Raw genomic sequence first — 21666 nt, forward strand, 5'->3', positions numbered from 1 at the left:
CCGAACCAGCCTACGCCAGGCCTTTCGGACGTCCTCAGCCGACTCAGCCGACGTCTTCAGCCCGCCGCCCCGTTCACCTTGCGCAGGGTCCCGGCCGGGTTTCCGCCGGGCGGGTCGGCGGAGGTGAACCGGACCGTCCCGTCGGACTGCAGGGTGAGCGTCTCCGCGTTGGCGCCGCCGGTGCAGGCCCCGGGGATGGAGGAGCGGACCAGCCGGGACCGGAACACCAGCTTGGTGTCGGAGACCGAGGTGAGCGTCCAGGCGCCCTCGCAGCTGATCGGGATCAGCCCGGAGACGCCGTTGCGGCTGGAGGTGGCCTCCTGGCCGACCGCCGACGGGCGGACGGTGATCGTGGTGGTGCCGCCGGGCAGGCCCTTGTCGGTGACCATGTCCCCGCTCCAGGTGCCGAGGAACGCGGCCGGCACCGCGTTCGGCCCGCCCGTCGCGGACGGCGAGGACGCGGCCGAGGCGGCCCCGGACGGAGAAGCGGCACCGGAAGCCGAACCGGACGCGGACGGACCGCCCGGAACGAAGGCCCCCGGCGAGGCGACGGCGTCGCCCGGGTCCACGGACGGAACCGGCAGCGGACCCCCGGTCGCCCCGGTCGGCCCCGACACCACCGGACCGGCACCGGGCCGGTGCCACCACTCGTACAGCCCGTACCCCGCGCCCCCGAGCAGCGCGAGCGCCAGCACCGCCGCCGTCGCGAGCCCGACCGGCCGCTTCCACGGACTGACGGGCTTCGGCGGCTTCGTCCACTCCGGCGGGTAGTAGCCCCGGGGCGCGTAGGTCGGAGTCGGCACCGGCTCCTCCCCCTCAGCCGGGGACGCCTCGGCCGAGGACGCGCCCTCCGGCTCGTCCTCCAGGTCCAGCAGTTCCACCGCGCCGCGTCCCACCCCCGCCGCCAGCGCGGGCGGCAGGAAGGCCCAGAGCCGGGCGGTGCCCACGCCCTCCGGGTCCAGCCTGGCGGCCAGCTGCCGCGGGGTGGGCCGGGCGGCCGGGTCCTTGGCGAGGCAGTCGAGGACGACCGGCCGCAGCCGCTCGGGCAGCCCGGCCACGTCCGGTTCCTCGTGCAGCACCCGGTAGAGCAGGACGGCCGCGCTGACCCCCTCCCCGAAGGGGTGCACGCCGGTGGCGGCGAAGGCCAGCACCGCGCCGAGCGAGAAGACGTCCCCGGCCGGGCCGACCGGCTGTCCGTTCGCCTGCTCGGGTGACATGAAGCCCGGCGAGCCGACCACATAACCCGAACGAGTGAGGCCGCTGGCCGCGTCCAGCGCCCGGGCGATCCCGAAGTCGATCAGCCGCGGCCCGTCCAGGGTCAGCAGCACGTTGGACGGCTTGACGTCGCGGTGCACCAGGTCGAGTCCGTGCACGTGGGCGAGCGCCCCGGCGAGCCCGACCCCGAGGGCCCGGACGGCCGGTTCGGGCAGCGGCCCGTACTCCTGGACGGCCACGGTGAGCGCGGGGCCCGCCACGTAGCCGGTGGCGACCCAGGGCTGCTCGCCCTCGGTGTCCGCGTCCAGGACCGGCGCCGTCCAGGTGCCGCCGACCCGCCGGGCCGCGGTCACCTCCTGCCGGAACCGGGCGCGGAACTCGGCGTCGTCCGCCAGCTCCGGGCGCACCACCTTCACCGCGACGGTGCGCCCGCCCGCGGTCCGCCCGAGGTAGACCCGGCCCATCCCGCCCGAGCCGAGCCGCCGCAACAGCCGGTAGGCGCCCACCTGGCGCGGGTCGTCCGACCCCAGTGCCCGCATGCCCCGCACGCTCCCCTCGCACGCGCACGCGCGTCCCCGGGCGGGTGCCCGGCCGCGTGCGCCGCCGCCGGGGCGCCTCCCGCGGGCCACCGCCGGACGCGCCTCGGGAGCAGACCGTACCGGCCCGCCCCCGTCCGGCCCACCGACGGGACCGCCGCACCGCTCACCCGGGCCCCGACGGCACCGCCCGCACAGCTACCGCCACGGCCGCGAACACCGACGCCGACCACCAACCACCGGCACACCGGCACCGCCGACGCCGCGGCCGCGAACACCACCACCGCCAACCGGCAACCGGCAACCGCTCCCGCCTACAGCGGCAGCTCCGCCGGCTCCAGCAGCCGCACCGCCACGTCCGGCGCGAAGCCGCTGTCGTGCGCGACCCGTCGGGCGAACTCGGCGACGCCCGCGAGCTGCCGCTCGCCGAGCGAGAAGTCGAGCGCCTCGCTGAAGTACCGCTCCAGCACGTCCGCCCCGAAGGCCTCCCAGCGGGCGGCCTGCTCGGCGACCTTGGCGGCCTCCACCAGCGACAGGTCGCGGGACTCCAGGAAGGCCCGGTGCACCGCCGCGGTCAGCTCCGGACGGCGCTCGGCGAACTCCCGGCGCACCGCCCAGACCGCGAAGACGAACGGCAGGCCGGTCCACTCCTTCCACATCTCACCGAGGTCGTGGACGGTCAGCCCGAGATCGGCGGCCTGCCCGAGGTAGGCGCGCAGCGCCGGGTCGCCGATCAGGACGGCGGCGTCGGCCTCGGCGAGCATCGCACTGAGATCCGGCGGGCAGCTGAAGTACTCCGGGCGCACGCCCTCGCGCTCCTCCAGGAGCAGCCGGGCGAGCCGGACCGAGGTACGGCTGGTGGAGCCGAGGGCGACCCGGCGGCCGTCGAGGTCGGCGAGCGGCACCTTGCTCACGATCAGGCAGGACATCACCGGACCGTCGCTGCCGACCGCGATGTCGGGAAGGACCAGCAGGTCATCGGCGTTGCGGAGGTACTCCACGCAGGTGATCGGCCCGATGTCCAGGCCGCCGTCGACGAGCTGGTCGCTCAGCTTCTCCGGGGTGTCCTTGGTGAGGTCCAGATCGAGCAGATTGCCGGTCCTGGCGAGTCCCCAGTAGAGGGGCACGCAGTTCAGGAACTGAATATGGCCGACCCTGGGCCTGACCGGCGTGTTCTCCCCGGCCGGGGTGTTCCGGGGCTCCCGCGTTCGCGCGTCCGGTGTTTGTGCGTCCGGTGCTGCCACTGAGCCGCTCCTTGCTGTTCGTGCGCCTCCCCGCAGCGTATGCCCGCCGTTCACGACGGCTCGCACCGGCCGCCCGACACGCCACCACGCGCCCCCAACACGCCTTTCCGCGCCCGCTCCCGGCCTTACGACACGCGCCTTCCGTGCCGAAAGCGACCTCTGGTCGTCACAGCGGCCGCATGCTAGCGTTGCCCTCAGTTGCAGTTTGATTCCCCTTGCAGTACTTGAAGCCTGCGGAGCATGTAACCGCAGGCTTTTTGTAGTTTTTCAGCAATATCGAAAAACTTCGGACTCGTTCCGGAGGCAGGGCGATCAGCGCAGCGGACCGGGAGCCACACGGTGTGGTCCCCGACACGCATCGCAAGGAGAACGGCATGGCTCAGGGAACCGTCAAGTGGTTCAACGCTGAGAAGGGCTTCGGCTTCATCGCCCAGGAGGGCGGCGGCCCCGACGTCTTCGTTCACTACTCCGCCATCAACGCGAACGGCTTCCGTTCGCTGGAGGAGAACCAGACGGTCACCTTCGACGTCACCCAGGGCCCGAAGGGCCCGCAGGCGGAGAACGTCACCGCTGTCTGACCATCCTCTGATGATCTGATCGCTCGGGACCCCGACGGGTCCACCGGCGGCTCCCGACAGCCGTCACCATGAGCACAAGAGCAGTACCCAAGGGGGCCCGCCTTTCGGTGGGCCCCCTGCCTTTTCCGGACGGGCCTCCGCACGGACGGGTCTCCGCACGGACGGGTCTCCGCGCGGACACGCCCGGACGGAGACACGGACGGGCCCTCCCCCGTCACCGGGAGAGGGCCCTTCACCGCACGTCGGCCGGAACCGAGCCGAGCTCAGCGGGCCGAGAGACCAGCAGGCCGTCAGGCCGCAGCCGCCCCCTGGACGGCGACCTTCGGGGCGTCCGTGTCGTACAGGTCGCCCGAGGGGCTGTTGTACGCGGCGACGTCGAGGATCTTCTCCCGCGCGGCGACCACGACCGGCACCAGGACCTGGCCGGCGACGTTGGTCGCGGTGCGCATCATGTCCAGGATCGGGTCGATGGCGAGCAGCAGGCCGACGCCCTCCAGCGGCAGGCCCAGGGTGGACAGGGTGAGCGTCAGCATGACGATCGCACCGGTGAGGCCCGCGGTGGCGGCCGAGCCGACCACCGAGACGAAGGCGATCAGGATGTAGTCCTTGATGCCGAGCTCGATGTTGTAGACCTGGGCGACGAAGATCGCGGCGATCGCCGGGTAGATCGCGGCGCAGCCGTCCATCTTGGTGGTCGCGCCGAACGGGACCGAGAACGACGCGTACTCGCTCGGGACGCCGAGGCGCTCGGTGACGCGGCGGGTGACCGGCAGGGTGCCGACCGAGGAGCGCGAGACGAAGGCCAGCTGGATCGCGGGCCAGGCGCCCTTGAAGAAGTGCAGCGGGTTGAGGCCCGCGGCGAAGCGCAGCAGCAGCGAGTAGACGACGAACAGCACCAGCGCGCAGCCGACGTAGATGTCGAGGGTCAGCGTGGCGAAGGGCTTGAGCAGGTCCCAGCCGTACTTGGCGACGGACTTGCCGATCAGGCCGAGGGTGCCGAGCGGGGAGAGCCGGATGACCCACCACAGGGCGGTCTGGGTCAGCTCCAGCACGGACTCGCTGAGCTTGAGGACCGGCTCGGCCTTGGCGCCGAGCTTGATGATCGCCGCGCCGACCACGACCGCCATGAAGACGATCTGCAGCACGTTCACCTTGGCGAAGGCGTCGACGACGTTGGTCGGGAAGATCCCGGTCAGGAAGTCGATCCAGGTGCCCTTGGAGTCGAGCGCCTTGAGGCCCTCGGTCTTCAGGTTGGTGCCCCGGCCGGGGTTGGTCAGCAGGCCCAGGCCCAGGCCGATGGCGACCGCGATCAGCGAGGTGATCATGAACCAGAGCAGCGTGCGGGTGGCCAGCCGGGCCGCGTTGGTGACGTTGCGCAGGTTGGCGACGCTCACCACGATCGCGGTGAACACCAGCGGCGGGACGGCCAGCTTGAGCAGCTGGACGAAGATCTTGCCGATGGTCTCCAGGGTGGTGGCCAGCCAGGAGATGTCGGCGGCCCGGGCCAGGTAGCCGAGGCCGACGCCGAGCACCAGGCCGGCGACGATCTGCACCCAGAACGGTGTCTTGCGGATACGGGCGAGCACGGACGGCGACGAGGTCGCCTCGGGCGCTGTGGACATGGGGGTGCGACTCCGGGGGAGGGCGTTGCTGAACGGTGAGGTGTGCGGTGGAGCGGGCGGCACGGCGCGGGGCCGGACGGGAGGGTCGGGGCCCCCGGTCAGGGGCGTGCCGCCGCGGTACAGCTCAGGTCGGTGCGGCTCAGGAGGGTGCAGCTCGGGGCGGTGCAGCTCATGGCGCGACAACGGCGCGGACGGTCCACGGCGCCGGTCAGAGCGCACGGGCGGGCGGCATCGGGCAGCGTGCCCGGGCCGTGCGTCCGCAGTGCGTCTGAGGCTGTCATGGCCGATACGTTAGCAGTAAAGGTTTGAGATGTTCAAAGTACTTGTTTGAGATCGAGCCAACTCCCTCCGCATCCGCACGTCACCCCGGACCGTGACTCCGGGCACGAACGAAGCTGACGCCCCATCAGTCCGGATCGCAGGCTCGGTTGACCGCCGAGCAGTTATACGTATAACTTTGTTGACGTCCCCGCCCCCGCCTGCCCGACCGGAGAAGACACCGATGGGCTACCTCGCCCTGCTCCGCGCCCCGCACGTCACCCGTCTGCTCCTCGGCACCCTGCTCGGCCGCCTGCCCGCCGGCATGACCGCCCTGGTGATCGCCCTCGCCCTGCGCGAGGCCGGCGCGCCGTACGGGCGGATCGGGCTGGCCACCGCCGCGTACGCGATCGCCGCGGCCGTCGGCGGGCCGGTGCTCGGACGGATCGTGGACCGCACCGGGCAGCCGCGTGTGCTGCTCGCCTCGGCACTGGTGGCCGGCGGCGGGTACGCGCTGCTCGCACTCGCCCCCGCCTCCCCGCTCGCCGCACCGGTCGGCGCCGCGATCGCCGGCCTCGCGATGCCTCCGCTGGAGCCCTGCCTGCGCTCGCTCTGGCCGGACGTCGTCGAGGAGGAGCAGCTCGACACCGCCTACGCCTTCGACTCCGCCTCGCAGCAGATCCTCTACGTCGCCGGACCGCTGGCCGTCGCCGGGATCGCCGGTCTGTTCAGCCCGGTCGCCGCGCTCTGGGTGGCCGCCGGGCTCGGCCTGGCCGGCGCGCTGATCGTGGCCACCGCCGCACCGGCCAAGGCCTGGCGCGCCCCGGTCCGCGCGCACTCCGCCGGGCTGCTCGGCCCGCTGCGCTCCCCCGGCCTGGTGCTGCTGCTGGTCGGACTGGCCGGGGCCGGCTGGGCGGTCGGCGCCCAGAACGTGCTGTTCATCGCCTACGCCGAGCACCACGAGGGTGGGCTGCCGGGCGGCGCGGGCACCCTGCTGGCGCTGGCCGCGCTCGGCGGACTGCTCGGCGCGCTCGCCTACGGCGCGGTCAAGTGGCGGCACACCACCGCCACCCGCACCTGGGTGATGGCGCTCGCGATGGCCGCCTCCTACCTGCCGCTGGTCGCGCTGCCCGGGCCGTACCCGATGGCCGCGCTGGCCTTCCTGTCCGGGGTCATGCTGGCGCCGCTGCTCGCGGCGGCGTTCGTCCTGGTCGCCGAGCTGGCGCCGACCGGCACGGTCACCGAGGCCTTCGCCTGGCTGGTGACGCTGTTCGCCACCGGCAACTCGCTCGGCTACGCGGTCTCCGGCAACCTCGCCGAGGACTCGCTGCGGCCGGTCGCGCTCTGCGCGGCGGGCGGCATCGCGCTCGGCGGGCTGCTGCTGTTCGGCGCCAGGCGCTGGTTCCGCGCGGCGCCCGTCACGCCCGTCGCCGTGGCCCGGCCCGTCCCGGTGGGCTGAGCCCGCCCCATGAACGACCGCGCCCACCGGTGGTCTGGCCGGTGGGCGCGGTCTCTTCCGTTCTGGCTACGGGCCTACGGGTGATCAGCTGTGGCGGCCCCGGCGGCCCCAGGCGATCACGGTGAACAGCACGCCGCAGCCGAGGACGGCGATGCCGAGCACGGCCGGCAGCCATCCGGCCCCACCCGTGCCGGGCAGCTCGCCACCGTGGCTCGGCGACGGGTGCGGGCCGTGCGTCGGTGACCAGGGCTCACCCGTGGTCGGGCTCCAGCTCGGCGACGGGCTGTGGGTCGGGCTGTGGGTCGGGCTGTGGGTCGGGCTGTGCCACGGGCTCCCCGTCGGCGACGGCGAGCCCGTCGGGGACGGCGACGAGGTCGGCGACGGCGAGCTCGTGGGCGACGGCGACGAGGTGGGCGAAGGCGAGCTCGTCGGTGAAGGCGAGGGCGAGTTCGTGGGCGAAGGCGAGTTCGTCGGCGAAGGCGACGGCGAACTCGCCAGGACCAGCCCCATGTCCAGGTCCAGGTCCTGCTGCCCGCCCGCGAGCCGCACCGTCTGGGTGAGCCCGGTGGCCGGGTCGGCGTCCGAGTCCAGCGCCGGATCCGTCCCGGCGTGCTGCACGGTGACCTTCGCCCCCTTCGGGATGGTCGCCAGGTCGAAGCGCACCGCGTACTGCCCGTCCGGCAGCTTGTCGAACAGGTAGTGCCCGCCGCCGTCCGTCACCGTGGTGACGGGCTTGCCCATCTTGTCCCGGACCGGCTGCCCGGCCCCGTCCAGCAGCTCCACCCGGACACCGGGGACTCCCGGGTCGCCCGGCTTCTGGATGCCGCTGCCGTCGCGGTCGACCCAGACGAAGTCGCCGAGCGAGTTGTTCGGCGGCACCGGCGCCTGCACGCCGACGCCGACCTTGGCGGGCTCGGCGGGCAGCAGCGGACTGCCGGTGGAGTCGGTCGCGGTGTAGGCGAAGCTGTTCCAGGCGAAGTCGGCGTTGCCGGCGTCCACCGAGGCGACCATCGACCAGGTCAGGGTGAACAGCCCGCCGGCCGGCAGGGTGCCGGGGCGGCGGACCCGGAACCAGGTGGCGTTGCCCGGTCCGGGGAAGGCGGTGCTCCACTGCGCGCCGGCGTCGCACGGCCCGGGCACGGTGATCGCGCCGGTCAGACAGGGGTTCGGCGAGGTGGTGTACTCGATCACCACGGTCGGGTCGCTGGAGGTCAGCGGCTGGGTCAGCGAGGGCGTCCAGGCGGAGCCGCGCGGGACGTCCTCGCGCAGCACGTACGAGTCGCCCGGGGTGGGCAGCTTGTCGTACGCGATGAACTCGGTGACCGGGTCGGGCGAGTCGTTGCGGACGGTCAGCCGGTAGGAGATGCCGCCGCCGGGGGTGGTGGTGCCGGTGCTGGCGTAGTCCTTGTCGAGGTCGCCCTTGACCTCCTTGAAGGAGCGCAGCACGGCCGGGACCTGCACCTCGACCTGGGAGGAGGCGTGGCAGACGGTCTCGGTGGTGTCGCCGTTGCCGTTGACGTCGTTGCTGTCCGGCACTCCGCCGTCGGTGCCGAAGTAGAAGCAGGAGACCGGCGCGGTGGCGCCCTCGGTGGTGACGTACACGTCGTTGGTGAGGGTGCCGGGCTGGGCGCTGCCGGCCACCTGGACGTCGATCAGGGTGCGGTAGGCCCGGTGGTCGTTGAGGTACATCATGTCGGGCGCGCCGGCCGGCCAGGTCATCTTGAGCAGCTGGCGGCCGTTCGCTCCGGGCAGCACCTGGACGGACTGCGGGGCGACGGACTCCGCGTAGGCGGGGTTGCGGCGGGCGCTGCCGTCCACGTAGACGAGGCCGGGCGGCAGCAGGTCGTACATGACGAGCGGGGTGGCCAGGGTACGGCCGGTGCGGTTGTAGGGGACGACCTCGAAGGTGGCGATGCCGCCGGGGGCGAGGACGGCGCCGGCGGTGGTGGTCTTGGCGGCGCCGAGGTTGGTGGTCGCGGTGACGGTGGTGTCGGCGCAGGCGCTCGCCGAGGAGGTCTCGCCCGCGGCGTCGGTGCCGGTCACGTCCACGCAGTTGTGCAGCGGGGTGGGCGCGGGGCGGCCGTCGTGGCCGGGGGTGACCACCTGGGCGTGGAGCCGGACGGCGTTGCCCGGGGTCCAACCGGTGGGGATCGGGCCGTTCCAGGCGAAGCGCAGCCCGTCCAGCCAGCGGCCGGCCGGAATGCCGATCACGTCGTTGACCGGGTCGCCGGCGCCCTCGGCGAAGGTGATCCAGCGGGAGGTGGAGCCGTTGAACGGGCCACCGGGGGTGAAGGTCTGCCAGGCCGGGTCGCCGTTCAGCCGGTACTGCAGGGTGAGGACGATGCTGGCGGGGTTCCACTCCGACAGCTGGAGGGCCTGCGGGAACAGCCAGTCGTAGAGGCCCGGGGTGGTGCCGGAGCCGGGGTCGGTCATCACCAGGCTGGTGGCGGGCCCGGCGGTGTTGCCGGGGTACAGGTTGATGGAGGCGATGTTGCCGGAGACGACCGTGCTGTCCCACTGCTTGGCCGCAGTGACCTGGATGCCGGTGGCGGGCGGCTGGAAGGTGTTGGTCTGCGCGGTGGCGGTGGACAGGTCGCGGATCGGCTCGGGGCCGAGCGGGTCGCCTTGCAGGACCACGGAGTTGGTGGAGGTGGTGCCGCTGGGGAAGGTCGGGTCGGGGTAGTTGACGACCAGCACGCCGGGGATGCGGCAGCCGGCCTGGCCGTTGCCGGACCGGAACGCGCCGATGTCGTAGGTCCAGCGGTCCGGGTTGTCCGGGTCCTGGGTCCAGCCGGGCGAGCGGCCGGCGTCGACGACCGCGCCGGGCGGCAGGGTGTCGACCAGCCGGCTGGCGTCCAGGTCGACGTTGGGGACGCCGGAGGTGGAGCAGGCGCTGAACTGGTAGGTGACCGAGCGGCCGTCCTGGCTGCTGGTCTGGACGCCCTTGGTGACCTTGTAGTCGGGCTGGACGACCGCGGTGGTGGTGGCCGAGCCGGTCTGCGGGGTCTCCCCGTCGGCGGTCAGCGTGGCCGAGTTGACGGTGCTGGTGTTGTTCGGGGTGGTGAAGTTGGGGAACTTGAGCACGACCTTGACGGTCGCGGTGGTGCCCGGGGTGAGGGTGAGCAGCTTGATGTCGAGGGTGCCGCCGACCGTCCCCGCGGCCGGCACGGTGGAGTCCGCGACGTCCACGGTGGACCCGTCCGGAACCCAGCCGACGAACTCCATCCCGGCGGGGAGGCTGTCGGTGATCCGGCCGTTGGTGCAGTCGGTCACCGAGCAGGTGTAGCGCAGGGTGTAGGTGACGTTCTCGCCGGGCGCCACGGTGGCCCGGTCCACCGTCTTGGTGAAGGTGACGGCGGCTTCGGCGGGCGGGGCGGTGAGGGTGCCGGTGAGCAGGGTGCCCACGAGGAGGCCGAAGGCCGCGGCCGTTCGGGCTGCTCTGGACAGGCGTGGGGTTCGTGGTCGGGACGTCCGCATGCCGGAATCTCACCGTCCGCTCGCGCCGGTGCACCGACGACGCGAGAAGGACTGACCGGTAATCACCTGTTCGAACTAATCCGACAGATGGACACGGCCCCCGAGGGGTCCCACCGCCCGGAGGACCTGTGCCAAGCGGCCCTGCGCCGAGCGGCCCTGCGCCGAGAGGCCTTACGCCGCGGCAGTGGAGGCCCGGAGCACCAGCGAGGTGGCCAGCGGCGCCACCGGCTCCACCCGTTCCCCCCGCAGCAGGCCCGCCAGCGCGGCCGCGCCCGCCCGGCCCAGCTCCTCGCCGGGCAGGTCGACGGTGGTCAGCGGCGGGGAGAGCAGCGCGGCCACCGCGACGTTGTCCATCCCGACCACGGAGAGGTCCTCCGGCACCCGCAGTCCCAGCGCGGCGGCGGCCTGGTAGACGCCGGAGGCGACCACGTCGTCGTCGCAGATCACCGCGCGCGGCCGGTCCGCCGGGGCGAGCAGCCGGTCGGCCACGGCCCGCGCGGCCCGGTGGCCCTCGTTCAGGCTCACGCCCAGCTCCACCACGTCCAGGCCGAGTCCGCGCACCGCCCGCTCGAAGGCGGCCTGTCGCACCCGGAAGGTGTACGCGGCGTGGGTGGAGCGCAGCCGGCCGATCCGGCGGTGGCCGAGGGCGGCCAGGTGCTCGACGGCGGCCCGCATCCCGCCGGCCACGTCCAACTCGACGGTCGGGCGGGCCCGGTCGGTGCCCGGGTCGGCGTCCAGGAAGACGGCGGGGGTGTCGGCGGGCAGCTCGCCGAGCTGGCTGTCGTCCGGGGAGCAGATCAGCAGGCCGTCGAAGCGGCCCGCGGTGGCGGCCTCGGCGAGGGTCGCACTGCCCCAGCCCGAACTGACCACCACGGCCAGCCCGTTGCGGCCGGCCTCCTGGTGGACGCCCTCCAGCACCCGGCCGAAGAACGGGCCCTGCAGGTTCGGCACGGCCAGCAGGATCATTCCGCTGCGGCCCAGTCGCAGCTGCCGGCCGGCCGCCTGCGGGCGGTAGCCGAGGCTGCGCGCGGCCTCCCGGACCCGCTCCCGGGTGGCCTCGGAGACCCGGCGGCCGGCCTCGGCGCCGGAGAAGACCAGCGACACGGTGGCCTGGGAGACCCCGGCCAGCCGGGCCACGTCCCGCCCGGTGGGCCGGCGGACGGGGGCCGGCCAGGTGCCGAGCGAGCTGTCCGCGGCGGACTGCCCGGGCGGCGCGGACTCCGGGGTCGCGGGCACCTCGGCGGGCAGGTCGGCGGGCGCGTCGGCCGGGAGGTCGGCCGGAAGGTCGGCGGACACGGTGGCGGGGGCGCGGTGGGCGGGGCCGGGGATCAGTTCTGACCGGCGGACGCGGCGCGGGCGGCGTCGTCCGCGGCGTCCTCCATGGCGTCCCGCTCCGCGTTGCGCGTGCGCATCCCGGCGACCTTGCCGCTGATCTGCGCGGACATCTCGTCGCGCTGCTTGCTCAGCAGCGCGTAGCTGAGCGGCGCGGAGGCGACCGCGGCCAGCAGGAACAGGAAGATCATGCCCGTCTGACCGCTGACCGGGATGACCTGGAAGTGTCCGAGCAGCAGGGCGACCAGCAGGCAGCCGAGGAAGATGCTGACCCGCATGGAGGTGTAGCGGAGCGTGGCGTGCGACTTCGCCGGGCCGTTGCTGCTCACTGGGGACACATCCTTCTCGTTCGCGGCGGCGGGTCCTGCCGGGGTCGGTCCACCAGTCAAGCATGCCTGACGGCAGACGCGGGCCGGAGGTCACCCACCGCGGCCGTCCGCTCCCGTGACAGAAGCCGTCCGCTCCCGTCCGGGGCGGGGTCAGCGCAGGTCGAGCCACATCGTGATGTCGTCGCGGTCGTCCCCGGGAGCGACCCGGATCGCGCCCGGCACCCGGCCGACCTCCCGGTAGCCGCTGCGGGCGTAGAAGTCCTCCAGCCCCAGGCCCCCGCGTGCGGTGAGCCGCAGCGACTGCAGGCCCCACTGCCTGGCGATCCGCTCGGCCTCGGCGAGCAGCCGGGCGCCGTGGCCGAGGCCCTGGAAGTCGGGGTGCACCATGACCCGCTTGAGCAGCCGCCAGTGCTCCATCGGCCCGAACCGCATCGACGCGAAGAACAGCACGCCGACCAGCCGGCCGGTGTCGCCGTCTCGCGCGGCCAGCAGCCGGTCCGGGCCGTCCGGCCCGACCCCGGCGAACTGGTGGTCGGCGGTGTCCCACACCTCCTCCTCGGTGACCGGGGCCACGAAGCCGACCGCGCCGCCGGCATTGGTGACGTCGGTCCAGAGCCGGACGATCTCCGTCCGCAGGTCGGGGTCGAGCTTGGGGTCCAGGGTGAAGGTGAGCGCCATGAAACGGAGCCTAGACCTCCGCGGTGACGGCCTTCCCCTGAGCACCGGTGGCACCGGTGGCACCACCAGGACCGGCAGCACCGACGGCCCCCGGCCCGCCGGGCCGCCCGGTGCGCAGCGCCAGGCAGAGCCCGACCGCGACCGCGCACAGCCCGCCGGCGGCGTACCAGGTCAGGTCGTAGTTCCCCAGCGCGTCGCGGGCCAGACCGGCCAGCCCGGCGACGACGGCCGCGCCGATCTGGTGGCTGGCCAGCACCCAGCCGAAGACGATCGGGGCGTCCTCGCCGAAGTGCCGGCGGCAGAGCGCGACGGTCGGCGGCACGGTGGCGACCCAGTCCAGGCCGTAGAAGACCACGAAGGCGAGGATCGGCGGCTGCAGCGATCCGGCCATCAGCTGCGGCAGCAGGAGCAGGGACAGGCCGCGCAGCCCGTAGTAGACGGTCAGCAGCATCCGGGAGTCGACCCGGTCGGTGAGCCAGCCGCTGAAGACGGTGCCGACCACGTCGAAGACGCCGATCAGCGCGAGCAGGCTCGCGGCGGTGGTGACCGGCATGCCGTGGTCGTGCGCGGCCGGGATGAAGTGGGTGCCGACCAGCCCGGCGGTGGTGGCGCCGCAGATCGCGAAGGAGCCGGCCAGCAGCCAGAACGCCCGGGAACGGGCGGCGTCGCGCAGCACCCGCAGCGAGCGGGCCAGGGCGCGGCCGTCGGTGGCGGCGGCGGGCGGCTCCTCCTCGGTGGCGCCGTACGGGAGCAGGCCGAGGTCGGCGGGCCGTTCGCGCATCAGCAGCAGGACCGGGACGGCGACGGCGGTGGCGGCGAGCGAGACCACGACCACGGCCGAGCGCCAGCCGTGCTGTTCGACCAGCCAGGCGCCGACCGGCAGGAAGACCAGGTTGCCCGCCGCGCCGGCGGCGGTCAGCACCCCGGTGACCAGGCCCTGGCGGGCCCGGAACCAGCGGCCGGTGATGGTGGTGGCGAAGGCGCCGGCCATCGAGCCGCTGCCGAGGCCGACCAGCACGCCCCAGCAGAGCACCAGTTGCCAGGGTTCGCGCATCAGCATGGTGAGGCCGGAACCGACCGAGATGGTCAGCAGCGCGCAGACCACCACCAGGCGCACCCCGAACCGGTCCATCAGGGCGGCGGCGAAGGGGGCGGTGAGGCCGTAGAGGGTCAGGTTGACGGAGGTGGCGCTGGAGATCGTCCCGAGCGACCAGCCGAACTCGTTGTGCAGGGCGTCCATCATCAGGCTCGGCGTGGAGCGGAAGCCGGCCGAGCCGAGCAGGACGAGCAGGGAGACGCCGGCCACCACCCAGGCGTAGTGCACCCGGCGGCGCGGGGCGGGTGTGGCGGCGGGGGCGGGTGTGGCGGCGGGTGTGGCGGCGGCGGGTGTGGCGGCGGCGGGTGTGGCGGCGGCGACGGATGTGGAGGCGGGGGCGGGCGTGGGGGCGCTGCGTTCGGTCACCCGGACGAGTGTCCCGGTCCGCCCGGACCGGGACGAGTGGCCTGAACGACAGCTTTCGCAAGAATCGGGCCACGGCCCGGCGTACGCTGGCCCGGACCCACCGACACCCGAGGGGACGACATGGCGCACCTGGTCGCGGTACTCGCCCTGGAGGGCGCGATCGCCTTCGAACTCGGCATCCCGGCCCGCATCTTCGGCGGCGCCAAGGACCCGGACGGGCGGCCGTACTACGAGGTGGCCACCTGCACGCTGGACGGGCGGCCGATCGCCACCAGCGCCGACTTCCGGGTCATGGTCGACCACGGGCCGGAACTCCTGGCGCGGGCCGACACGGTGGTGGTCCCGGCCTCCGCCGACTCCGGCCCGGCGGTCGCCGACGCCTGCTTCACCCCCGAGCTGGCCGCCGCGCTGGCCCGGATCCGGCCCGGCACCCGGCTGATGTCGATCTGCACCGGCTCCTTCGTGCTGGCCGCGGCCGGCCTGCTGGACGGCCGCCCGGCCACCACCCACTGGCGCTACACCGAGCGCTTCGCCCGCCTGTTCCCCCGGGTACGGCTCGATCCGGACGTGCTCTACACCGACGACGGCGACGTCCTCACCTCCGGCGGGGTCGCGGCCGGCGTGGACCTCTGCCTGCACGTGGTGCGCCGGGACCACGGCAGCGCGGTGGCCAACGCGGTGGCCCGCAACTGCCTGGTGCCGCCGTGGCGGGAGGGCGGCCAGAAGCAGTACGTCGAGGCCCCGAGCCCGGTGGACGCCGGCGGTCCCGGCACCGCGGCCGTGCGCGCCTGGGCGCTGGAGCACCTGGACCAGCCGCTCGCGCTGAGCCGGCTCGCCGACCGGGCGGGCATGAGCGTACGGACCTTCACCCGGCGCTTCCGGGAGGAGACCGGCGCCAGCCCCGGCCAGTGGATCACCACCCAGCGCACCGAACGGGCCCGCCAGCTGCTGGAGCGGACCGATCTGTCGATCGACCAGATCGCGCGGGAGTCCGGCTTCGGCACCGCCGCCTCGCTCCGGCTCCAGCTGCGCGGACGGCTCGACGTGGCGCCGAGCGCCTACCGGCGCACCTTCCGCACCGCTCCCCGGTAGGGGGTCGCCGGTACGGCCGGTACGGTCCGCGGCGACCGCCCGGATCGTTACGTCCCGGTGGCCGGATTCCGACGCTCCACGGCGACACATCGGATGGCGGCAGGCCGCGCGCGCCCCTAGCGCTGAGCCGCCTGCCGCCATCCGATCGCGACGCTCGGGCCCTGAACCCGCGCCGCGGCCCCCGCACTCGCCGAGGAGCGGCCCGTGACCGGCACTCGCGGCCCCCCTCGCTGACACGTACCCCCTGGACAGCGGCACCGCGGCGGTGGACGGACGACCCCTCGGCGTCCCCTCGCGACGGAGAGCCGCACCCAAGCGTGATCAGTCGGATACGTCACGTCAATGGGTAGTCGGAAATTCGGAATGGTTGCGTCACCTTTCGGCCGGTGATCGCCACGGATCCCCGGCCGTCGCGACAGCCGCTATTGCGCCAAAGCCGCCCAGTCCACGTCGGCCAGCGGATCGGCGGGCCGGGCGTCGGCGCCGATCTCGCACCAGACCCGCTTGCCCGAGCCGTCCGGGTACCAGCCCCAGCGCTCGCAGAGCAGCTCGACCAGCTCCAGGCCGCGCCCGTTGGTCGCGTCCTCGTCCGCCCCGGCGTGCCGCGGGGCGGGAGCGGTCTCGCTCGCGTCCGCGACCTCCACCCGCAGCGGAACGGCCGGTCCGCCCTCCGCCGGTCCCCCGGTCATCGGCAGGCAGAGTCTCAGCACGGCCGGACAGCCGGTGTGCACCACGGCGTTGGTCACCAGCTCGGAGACCACCAGCACCACCGTCTCGGCCATCGGCGCGTCCGGGTCCACCCCGTGGTTCAACAGCCGCGAGCGCACCCAGCGACGGGCCCGGCCGACCTCGGCGGGGTCCGCCTGCACCGCCAGCTGTACCTGAAGAACCTGCACCGCTCCACCACCCGCACTCGCAGTTCGGCCTAGTCCCGATCGGGCCGGATCCTCCGGCCGGCGGGCCCTCGCACTCCGCCCGGCGCCACCCGAGCCGCACCCGGGCGACCGCCCGGCCCGTCCACCGCGCCCACTCGCCGGCGCCGACCCGTCGGTCGCGCGACGGCCGCGACCCGAATACGCCTCAGGATGGGCGGGCGGACGGACCGCAGCAAGCGCTTCGGGCATATTCCAGCGATCGGGGGACAGGGCAGTGCATACTGCCCCGCTCACTCTCGCGAGCCTCGTACCGGCGATCGTCCGGCCCGGGCCGACCCGCCGGTCCCGCAGTCCGGAACCTACCGCCGCGCGCCCCCGGCGCCCCGCCCGCCACTCGCGAACCACCCGTGCGACATATGTCCAGGGGCTCTCGAACAGCGGCATCGGCGGACGGTCCCACCAGCGGACCGTCGCACCGTCCGACGACCCCGCCCGCGCCGCGATCCGCGAGGACGGATTCCGTTCTTGCCGGATTCCCTCCGCCGCGGAGCGACCGCAAGATACCGTTGGGTAAGCCAGCGACCCCGGGCAGGAGGGTGGTTCCCGATGGCCACCCCGGAGCGGCCCCCGCGCTGGGACGAGCAGGTGCAGCGCCGCCTCGCGCGCGGCGAGGAGACCGCGCTCGGCGAGCTCTACGACCAGCTCGCACCGATGGTGCACGGCCTGGCCGGACGGATACTGGCCGACCCGACCGCCGCCGCCCAGCTCACCCGGGAGATCTTCGCCCACGTCTGGGAGCACCCCGAGGACTTCGACCCCGCCCGGGGCACCCTGCGCTCCTGGCTCGGCGCGCTCACCCACCGCCGCGCCGTCGAACGGCTGCGGGCCCGGCGGGCCGCCGAGCACGGACCGGGCGAGGACGGCCGGGGCACCGAGGACGAGATCCGCGCGGTGGCCACCGCCGCACGCGTCCAGTACGTGGTCGACTCCCTGCCCCGATCCCTGCGGGAGACCATCGCCGTGACCTACTACGACGGCCGCACCTACCGGGAGACGGCCCGGCTGCTCGGCATCGGCGAACAGGCCGCCAAGCAGCGGATGCGGCTCGGACTGGAGCTGCTGGCCACCGAACTGGCCGAGGAACGCGCCCGCCAGGACGAGGCCGGGAACGGGGAGACGTGAGCAGCACTGAGGAGCGGCACGACGCCCTGCGCTCGCTGCTCGGCGCCTGGGCCCTCGGCGCCTGCCCGGCCGGCGAGGCCGCCGAGCTGGAGCAGCACCTGAGCGCCTGCCCGGAGTGCGCCGAGGAGGCGGCCCGGCTGCGCGACGCGGCCGGCTGGCTCTCCCTGGACGAGCCGCTGGACCAGCCCGGCCCGCTGCGCCAGCAGGTGCTCGACTGGTGCCTGGGCCGCCGCCCGGCCGAACTGCCCGTCCCCTCCTGGGGCATGCCGTACACCGCGGAGACCGCCAAGCTCGACGCGCTGCTGCGCGACCTGGGCCCGGAGGAGTGGCAGGAGGTGGCCGAACTGCCGTGGCACGGCGGCACCGAGCGGCTGCGCCCGGCCGAGGTGATCGGCCGGCTGACCGCCGTGGACGGCTTCCTGGCGCTCGCCCTCGGCCTGCCCGACCCGGTGCCGGCCGCTCCCGGCGAGGCCTTCGCGGCCGCCGCGGCCACCGGACGGCGGGTGCCGCCGCAGGACCCGGCGCCCTCGGCCCCGGTGCCGCGCGTCCCGCCGCAGGGCGGCCCGTACGGCGCGATCACCGCGCGCACCGCCCGGCTGCTCGCCGACCAGGGCGCCCTGCCGCCGCAGTCGGTGCGCTCCCGGTGGCGGCGGCAGACCCACGACCTGGTGCGCGGCGCCGCGCTCGCCCCGCAGGGCAACACCCCGGTCGACTACGGCTGCGGCGTGCTGCCGCTGCGCGACGCCTTCGTGGACCGCGCCCTGGAGTGCTACGTGCACGGCGAGGACGTGGCCCGCGCGGTCGCCTACCCGTACGACCCGCCGTCGCCGCAGCACCTGCGGCAGATGGTGGAGCTGGTGGTCCGGATGCTCCCCCGGGCGCTGGCCGGACTGCGCGCCGCCCGCCCCGAGCACGCCGGGGCGCCGGGCGCACCGGCCGGCGCGGGCCCGGCCGGGCGTCGGCGGCTGCGGCTGGTCGTCGACGGCCCGGCGAGCGGCGAGTGGCTGGTCCCGCTGGACGGCGGCGGCCCGGACGGCGTGGACGGCCCGGCCGGCCCGGAGACGGGGCGGGCCGGCGGGGAGCCGGTGGCCTCGATGGTGCTGGACGGCCTGGAGCTCTGCCAGTTGGCTGCCGCGCACCGCGACCCCGACCGGCTGCCGGTCGGCGAGCACGGTGACCGGGCCGCGGTCCGCGAGGTGCTGCACGCGCTCCCGCTGCTGTCGCGGCCGTAACCGCGGGCAGGGGTTCGAAAACGGGCCGGGCCCCGGAGCGGCCGCTACGCGAAGACGACCGTCCGGGTGCCGTCCAGCAGCACCCGGTGCTCGCTGTGCCACTTCACCGCGCGGGCCAGCGCCTGGCACTCGACGTCCCGGCCGAGCGCGACCAGCTGGTCCGGGCTGACGTCGTGGGTGACCCGGGCCACCTCCTGCTCGATGATCGGGCCCTCGTCCAGGTCGGCGGTGACGTAGTGGGCGGTGGCGCCGATCAGCTTCACGCCGCGGGCGTGGGCCTGGTGGTACGGCTTGGCGCCCTTGAAGCTCGGCAGGAAGGAGTGGTGGATGTTGATCACGCGGCCGGACAGCTCGGTGCACAGCTGGTCGGAGAGCACCTGCATGTAGCGGGCCAGCACGACCAGTTCGACGTCCTCCTTGGCGACCAGGTCCAGCAGCCGCCGCTCGGCCTCCGCCTTGGTGTCCCTGGTGACCGGGATGTGGTGGAACGGGATGCCGTAGCTCTCGGTCAGGTCCTGGAGGTCGGTGTGGTTGGAGACCACCGCGACGATCTCCACCGGCAGGGCGCCGATCCGGGTGCGGTAGAGCAGGTCGTTCAGGCAGTGCCCGAACTTGCTGACCATCAGGACGATCCGCATCCGCTCCTCGGTCGGGTGGATCTGCCACTCCATCCCGAAGGAGGCGCCGATCGCCGCGAAGCTGGCCCGCAGCTTGTCGGCGGTGACCGGCTCGGCCGCGGAGAAGTGCACCCGCATGAAGAACAGCCCGGTGCCGGCGTCCCCGAACTGCTGGCTGTCCATGATGTTGCAGCCGGTCATGAAGAGGTAGCTGGAGACAGCGTGGACGATGCCCTGCTTGTCGGGGCACGACAGCGTGAGGACGTACTGGGCGCTGGCCGGCTGCTGTTCCACTGGGGGTATCCCGTTCTGAGCTCGTGACGTGCGTGGACGGCCCAGCGTGTCACATCCTGGACAGCCGCCGCCGCGCTGCCCGTACTGCGGGACGGGCCGTCCCGGCCGGCCGGGACGGCCCCGCACGACGGGGGCGGCCCGTACGACGAGGCGGCCCCGGGTCTCAGACCTGGGTGAGGATGCGCAGCACGTCCAGCGACTTGGGCGCCGCGTCCGGGTCGTCCCCGTCGTTGGCGGCCAGCAGCGCGTGCGCCTCGCGGGCGGCCCGGACGGTCTCCGGCCAGCCGGGGTGGCCGAGGTAGGCGGAGGCCGGGGCGTCGGCGCCGACCTCGTGCAGCATCTGCACGGCCCGCAGCACCGCGACGTCGACCAGCGCGGCCTCGGCGGAGTCGCGGAAGATCGTTCCCACGTACTTCTCGGCGGACCAGCGGTCCAGCCAGGTGTCCTCGACCAGCCGGTAGACGGCGTCGGTCACGTCGCCGTACCCCTCCCGGCCGGTCAGCCAGGCCTCCTGCTGGAAACCGGGGTCGGACAGCATGTGCAGCGCCGAGCGCAGTCGGGCTCGCCAGCGCCACCAGGGCAGGTCGTTGTGCGGCATGCCGCCCATGGTGCTGGAGCGGTGGCCCGGACGAGAAGGGTTTCGGGCGGACCGATGCGAAGAATCTGTGCTGGCGGACATGGTGAACGATCGTACGTTCCCCGTCTGTTCGTACTCCACTCGCGATCTACACGCGTACCGATCCGGAGTTCAGCCGTCGTTTGCCGACCGTTCGCATTTCTGCCCTCTCGGCTTGTGGCACCGGGGCTTGGCTGTTTCCGGTGCGCCGGAGTGCGCCCCAGAGAGGGAAGGTCGATGACCAGCCGAAGGGACTCGTTCCGGGCCCGCCCAACGATCGGGCGGCGTGCCCGCCGCCGTCCGATCGCCGCCGCCGCCACCGCCGCGGCTCTGCTCCCCACCCTCTTCTCGGCCTCCGCGTGCGGCGGACCGGCCGATGCTTCCACCAGCGGCAGCGAGCTGACCGTGATGACCTGGGCCCCGTCCGGCACCGGCTCGGCCGACCGGCCGGGCATGACCGCGCTCGCCTCCGCCGTCGGCCAGGACGTCAACATCAAGGGCGGACTGAACGGGCACCGGCTGCGGGTGCTCACCTGCAACGAGCACAACAGCGCCGACGGCGCCCGGGCCTGCGCCCAGCAGGCGGTGGACGCCAAGGTGGTCGCCGTGATCGGCTCCTACAGCCAGTGGGGCGACGCCTTCATGCCGGTGCTGGAACGCGCCGGCATCCCGCTGATCGGCGGGTACGGACTCTCCCAGCCCGAGTTCGCCAGCCCGCTGTCCTACCCGGTCGACGGCGGCATGCCCGCGCTGATCGCCGGCAACGGCCGCCAGCTGGTGGACGCCGGCTGCAAGAGCGTGGCGCTGGTCCGCCCGGACACCCCGGCCGGCGACAACCTGCTCGGCTACCTCGGCACCGCGCTGCGGCCGGCCGGGATCAAGCTGCAGGACGTCAAGGCGCCCGAGCAGTCCTCGGACTACACCGCGGTGGCCCGCAAGGCGCTCGGCAAGGACGAACCGGGCAACTGCGTCACCAGCGCGCTGGCCGCCGAGCCGACCGGCAACCTGCTGGACTCCTACCGGCGGCTGACCCCGAAGAACACCCGGATCGCCTCGGTGATCGGCAGCGTGCAGCAGTCGGTGGTCGACTCCACCGGCGGCGACTCCGGCCCGCTCAGCGGCGCCTACGTCACCAGCTGGTACCCGCCGGAGTCGGCGAAGATCTGGGACGGGCTGCGCTCGGTGGTGCGCGCCGACACCACCGGCGGGAACACCATCGACGTCTCCGACCCCGGGGTGCAGACCACCTGGGTCGCCTACGAGGTGTTCCGGCTGGTGGCGCAGAAGCTGTCGGAGGCCGGCAAACCGGTCACGTCGAAGTCGATCACCACGCTGCTGGACGCCGGCGAGGGCATCGACGTCGGACTCACCCCGCCGCTGAACTGGGGCACCACCAACATGCTGCCCAGCACCGCCTCGCCCCGGCTGGTGAACACCTGGGTCACCTACCAGGTGGTCAAGAACGGCCGGATGACCCTGCAGCAGCCGGGGTTCGTGGACGTCCGCTGGGTGCTCACCGGAGGCCGCCCGCCGGCCTGACGAGCGGGGAACCTAACGCGCTCGGGGCG

The 21666-nt window shown here is 74.0% G+C and carries 18 protein-coding genes; 6 read left to right on the top strand and 12 right to left on the bottom strand.

The window, feature by feature from the left end:
- Positions 1-56: 56 nt before the first annotated feature.
- Positions 57-1754 (bottom strand): serine/threonine-protein kinase, encoded by a 1698-nt coding sequence (locus tag ACYP53_RS06010; RefSeq protein ID WP_189920035.1) that lies wholly within the window; start codon positions 1752-1754, stop codon positions 57-59.
- Between the two features lie 311 nt (positions 1755-2065).
- On the bottom strand, positions 2066-2995 hold the full coding sequence (locus tag ACYP53_RS06015; protein ID WP_189920033.1) for a menaquinone biosynthetic enzyme MqnA/MqnD family protein: 930 nt from the start codon (positions 2993-2995) through the stop codon (positions 2066-2068).
- Between the two features lie 374 nt (positions 2996-3369).
- Here ACYP53_RS06015 and ACYP53_RS06020 point away from each other — a divergent pair, with 374 nt between their 5' ends.
- Positions 3370-3573 carry a cold-shock protein gene (locus ACYP53_RS06020; RefSeq protein WP_189920031.1) on the top strand — a complete coding sequence of 68 codons (204 nt, stop codon included), beginning with the start codon at positions 3370-3372 and terminating at the stop codon, positions 3571-3573.
- A gap of 290 nt (positions 3574-3863) precedes the next feature.
- Here ACYP53_RS06020 and ACYP53_RS06025 read toward each other — a convergent pair whose 3' ends face one another.
- Together ACYP53_RS06025 and ACYP53_RS06030 are read right to left on the bottom strand one after the other, a co-directional pair.
- Positions 3864-5195: a dicarboxylate/amino acid:cation symporter gene (locus ACYP53_RS06025; RefSeq protein WP_189920029.1), complete on the bottom strand. Its 1332-nt coding sequence runs from the start codon at positions 5193-5195 to the stop codon at positions 3864-3866.
- Between the two features lie 98 nt (positions 5196-5293).
- Positions 5294-5476, bottom strand: a complete 183-nt coding sequence (locus ACYP53_RS06030; protein WP_189920026.1) for a hypothetical protein — start codon at positions 5474-5476, stop codon at positions 5294-5296.
- A gap of 221 nt (positions 5477-5697) precedes the next feature.
- Between ACYP53_RS06030 and ACYP53_RS06035 the strand changes: the two genes are divergently transcribed.
- Positions 5698-6912: an MFS transporter gene (locus tag ACYP53_RS06035; protein ID WP_459646824.1), complete on the top strand. Its 1215-nt coding sequence runs from the start codon at positions 5698-5700 to the stop codon at positions 6910-6912.
- An 84-nt stretch (positions 6913-6996) separates the two neighbouring features.
- Here ACYP53_RS06035 and ACYP53_RS06040 read toward each other — a convergent pair whose 3' ends face one another.
- From ACYP53_RS06040 to ACYP53_RS06060, 5 genes are all read right to left on the bottom strand, one after another.
- Positions 6997-10317 (bottom strand): SdrD B-like domain-containing protein, encoded by a 3321-nt coding sequence (locus ACYP53_RS06040; RefSeq protein ID WP_459646825.1) that lies wholly within the window; start codon positions 10315-10317, stop codon positions 6997-6999.
- 243 nt (positions 10318-10560) lie between these two features.
- Positions 10561-11685, bottom strand: coding sequence for a LacI family DNA-binding transcriptional regulator (locus tag ACYP53_RS06045; RefSeq protein WP_459646826.1), 1125 nt, complete (start codon positions 11683-11685; stop codon positions 10561-10563).
- Positions 11686-11717: 32 nt separating this feature from the next.
- Positions 11718-12050 carry a DUF4229 domain-containing protein gene (locus tag ACYP53_RS06050; RefSeq protein ID WP_229928864.1) on the bottom strand — a complete coding sequence of 111 codons (333 nt, stop codon included), beginning with the start codon at positions 12048-12050 and terminating at the stop codon, positions 11718-11720.
- A gap of 150 nt (positions 12051-12200) precedes the next feature.
- A complete protein-coding gene (locus ACYP53_RS06055) occupies positions 12201-12728 on the bottom strand; it encodes a GNAT family N-acetyltransferase (RefSeq protein WP_189920018.1) in 528 nt (175 codons plus the stop codon).
- A 10-nt stretch (positions 12729-12738) separates the two neighbouring features.
- Positions 12739-14190 (bottom strand): MFS transporter, encoded by a 1452-nt coding sequence (locus tag ACYP53_RS06060; protein ID WP_459646827.1) that lies wholly within the window; start codon positions 14188-14190, stop codon positions 12739-12741.
- A 120-nt stretch (positions 14191-14310) separates the two neighbouring features.
- Here ACYP53_RS06060 and ACYP53_RS06065 point away from each other — a divergent pair, with 120 nt between their 5' ends.
- Entirely contained in the window at positions 14311-15282 is a 972-nt protein-coding gene (locus tag ACYP53_RS06065) for a GlxA family transcriptional regulator (RefSeq protein WP_189920014.1), read from the top strand.
- Between the two features lie 422 nt (positions 15283-15704).
- Here ACYP53_RS06065 and ACYP53_RS06070 read toward each other — a convergent pair whose 3' ends face one another.
- Positions 15705-16178 (bottom strand): ATP-binding protein, encoded by a 474-nt coding sequence (locus tag ACYP53_RS06070; RefSeq protein WP_189920012.1) that lies wholly within the window; start codon positions 16176-16178, stop codon positions 15705-15707.
- 585 nt (positions 16179-16763) lie between these two features.
- Between ACYP53_RS06070 and ACYP53_RS06075 the strand changes: the two genes are divergently transcribed.
- The gene (locus tag ACYP53_RS06075; protein WP_189920009.1) at positions 16764-17339 is read left to right on the top strand and encodes a sigma-70 family RNA polymerase sigma factor; all 576 of its coding nucleotides are present in this window, start codon (positions 16764-16766) and stop codon (positions 17337-17339) included.
- The gene (locus tag ACYP53_RS06080; RefSeq protein WP_459646828.1) at positions 17336-18571 is read left to right on the top strand and encodes an anti-sigma factor family protein; all 1236 of its coding nucleotides are present in this window, start codon (positions 17336-17338) and stop codon (positions 18569-18571) included. The genes ACYP53_RS06075 and ACYP53_RS06080 overlap by 4 nt, the downstream gene beginning before the upstream one ends.
- Before the next feature lie 44 nt (positions 18572-18615).
- Here the strand turns inward: ACYP53_RS06080 and purU are convergent, their stop codons facing one another.
- Together purU and ACYP53_RS06090 are read right to left on the bottom strand one after the other, a co-directional pair.
- Positions 18616-19482 (bottom strand): formyltetrahydrofolate deformylase, encoded by an 867-nt coding sequence (purU, locus tag ACYP53_RS06085; protein ID WP_229928863.1) that lies wholly within the window; start codon positions 19480-19482, stop codon positions 18616-18618.
- Positions 19483-19645: 163 nt separating this feature from the next.
- Positions 19646-20080, bottom strand: coding sequence for an SCO4402 family protein (locus ACYP53_RS06090; RefSeq protein WP_444542944.1), 435 nt, complete (start codon positions 20078-20080; stop codon positions 19646-19648).
- Positions 20081-20335: 255 nt separating this feature from the next.
- Between ACYP53_RS06090 and ACYP53_RS06095 the strand changes: the two genes are divergently transcribed.
- Entirely contained in the window at positions 20336-21637 is a 1302-nt protein-coding gene (locus ACYP53_RS06095; protein ID WP_459646829.1) for an ABC transporter substrate-binding protein, read from the top strand.
- Positions 21638-21666 lie beyond the last annotated feature (29 nt).

The organism is Kitasatospora sp. Ki12 (assembly GCF_054601375.1).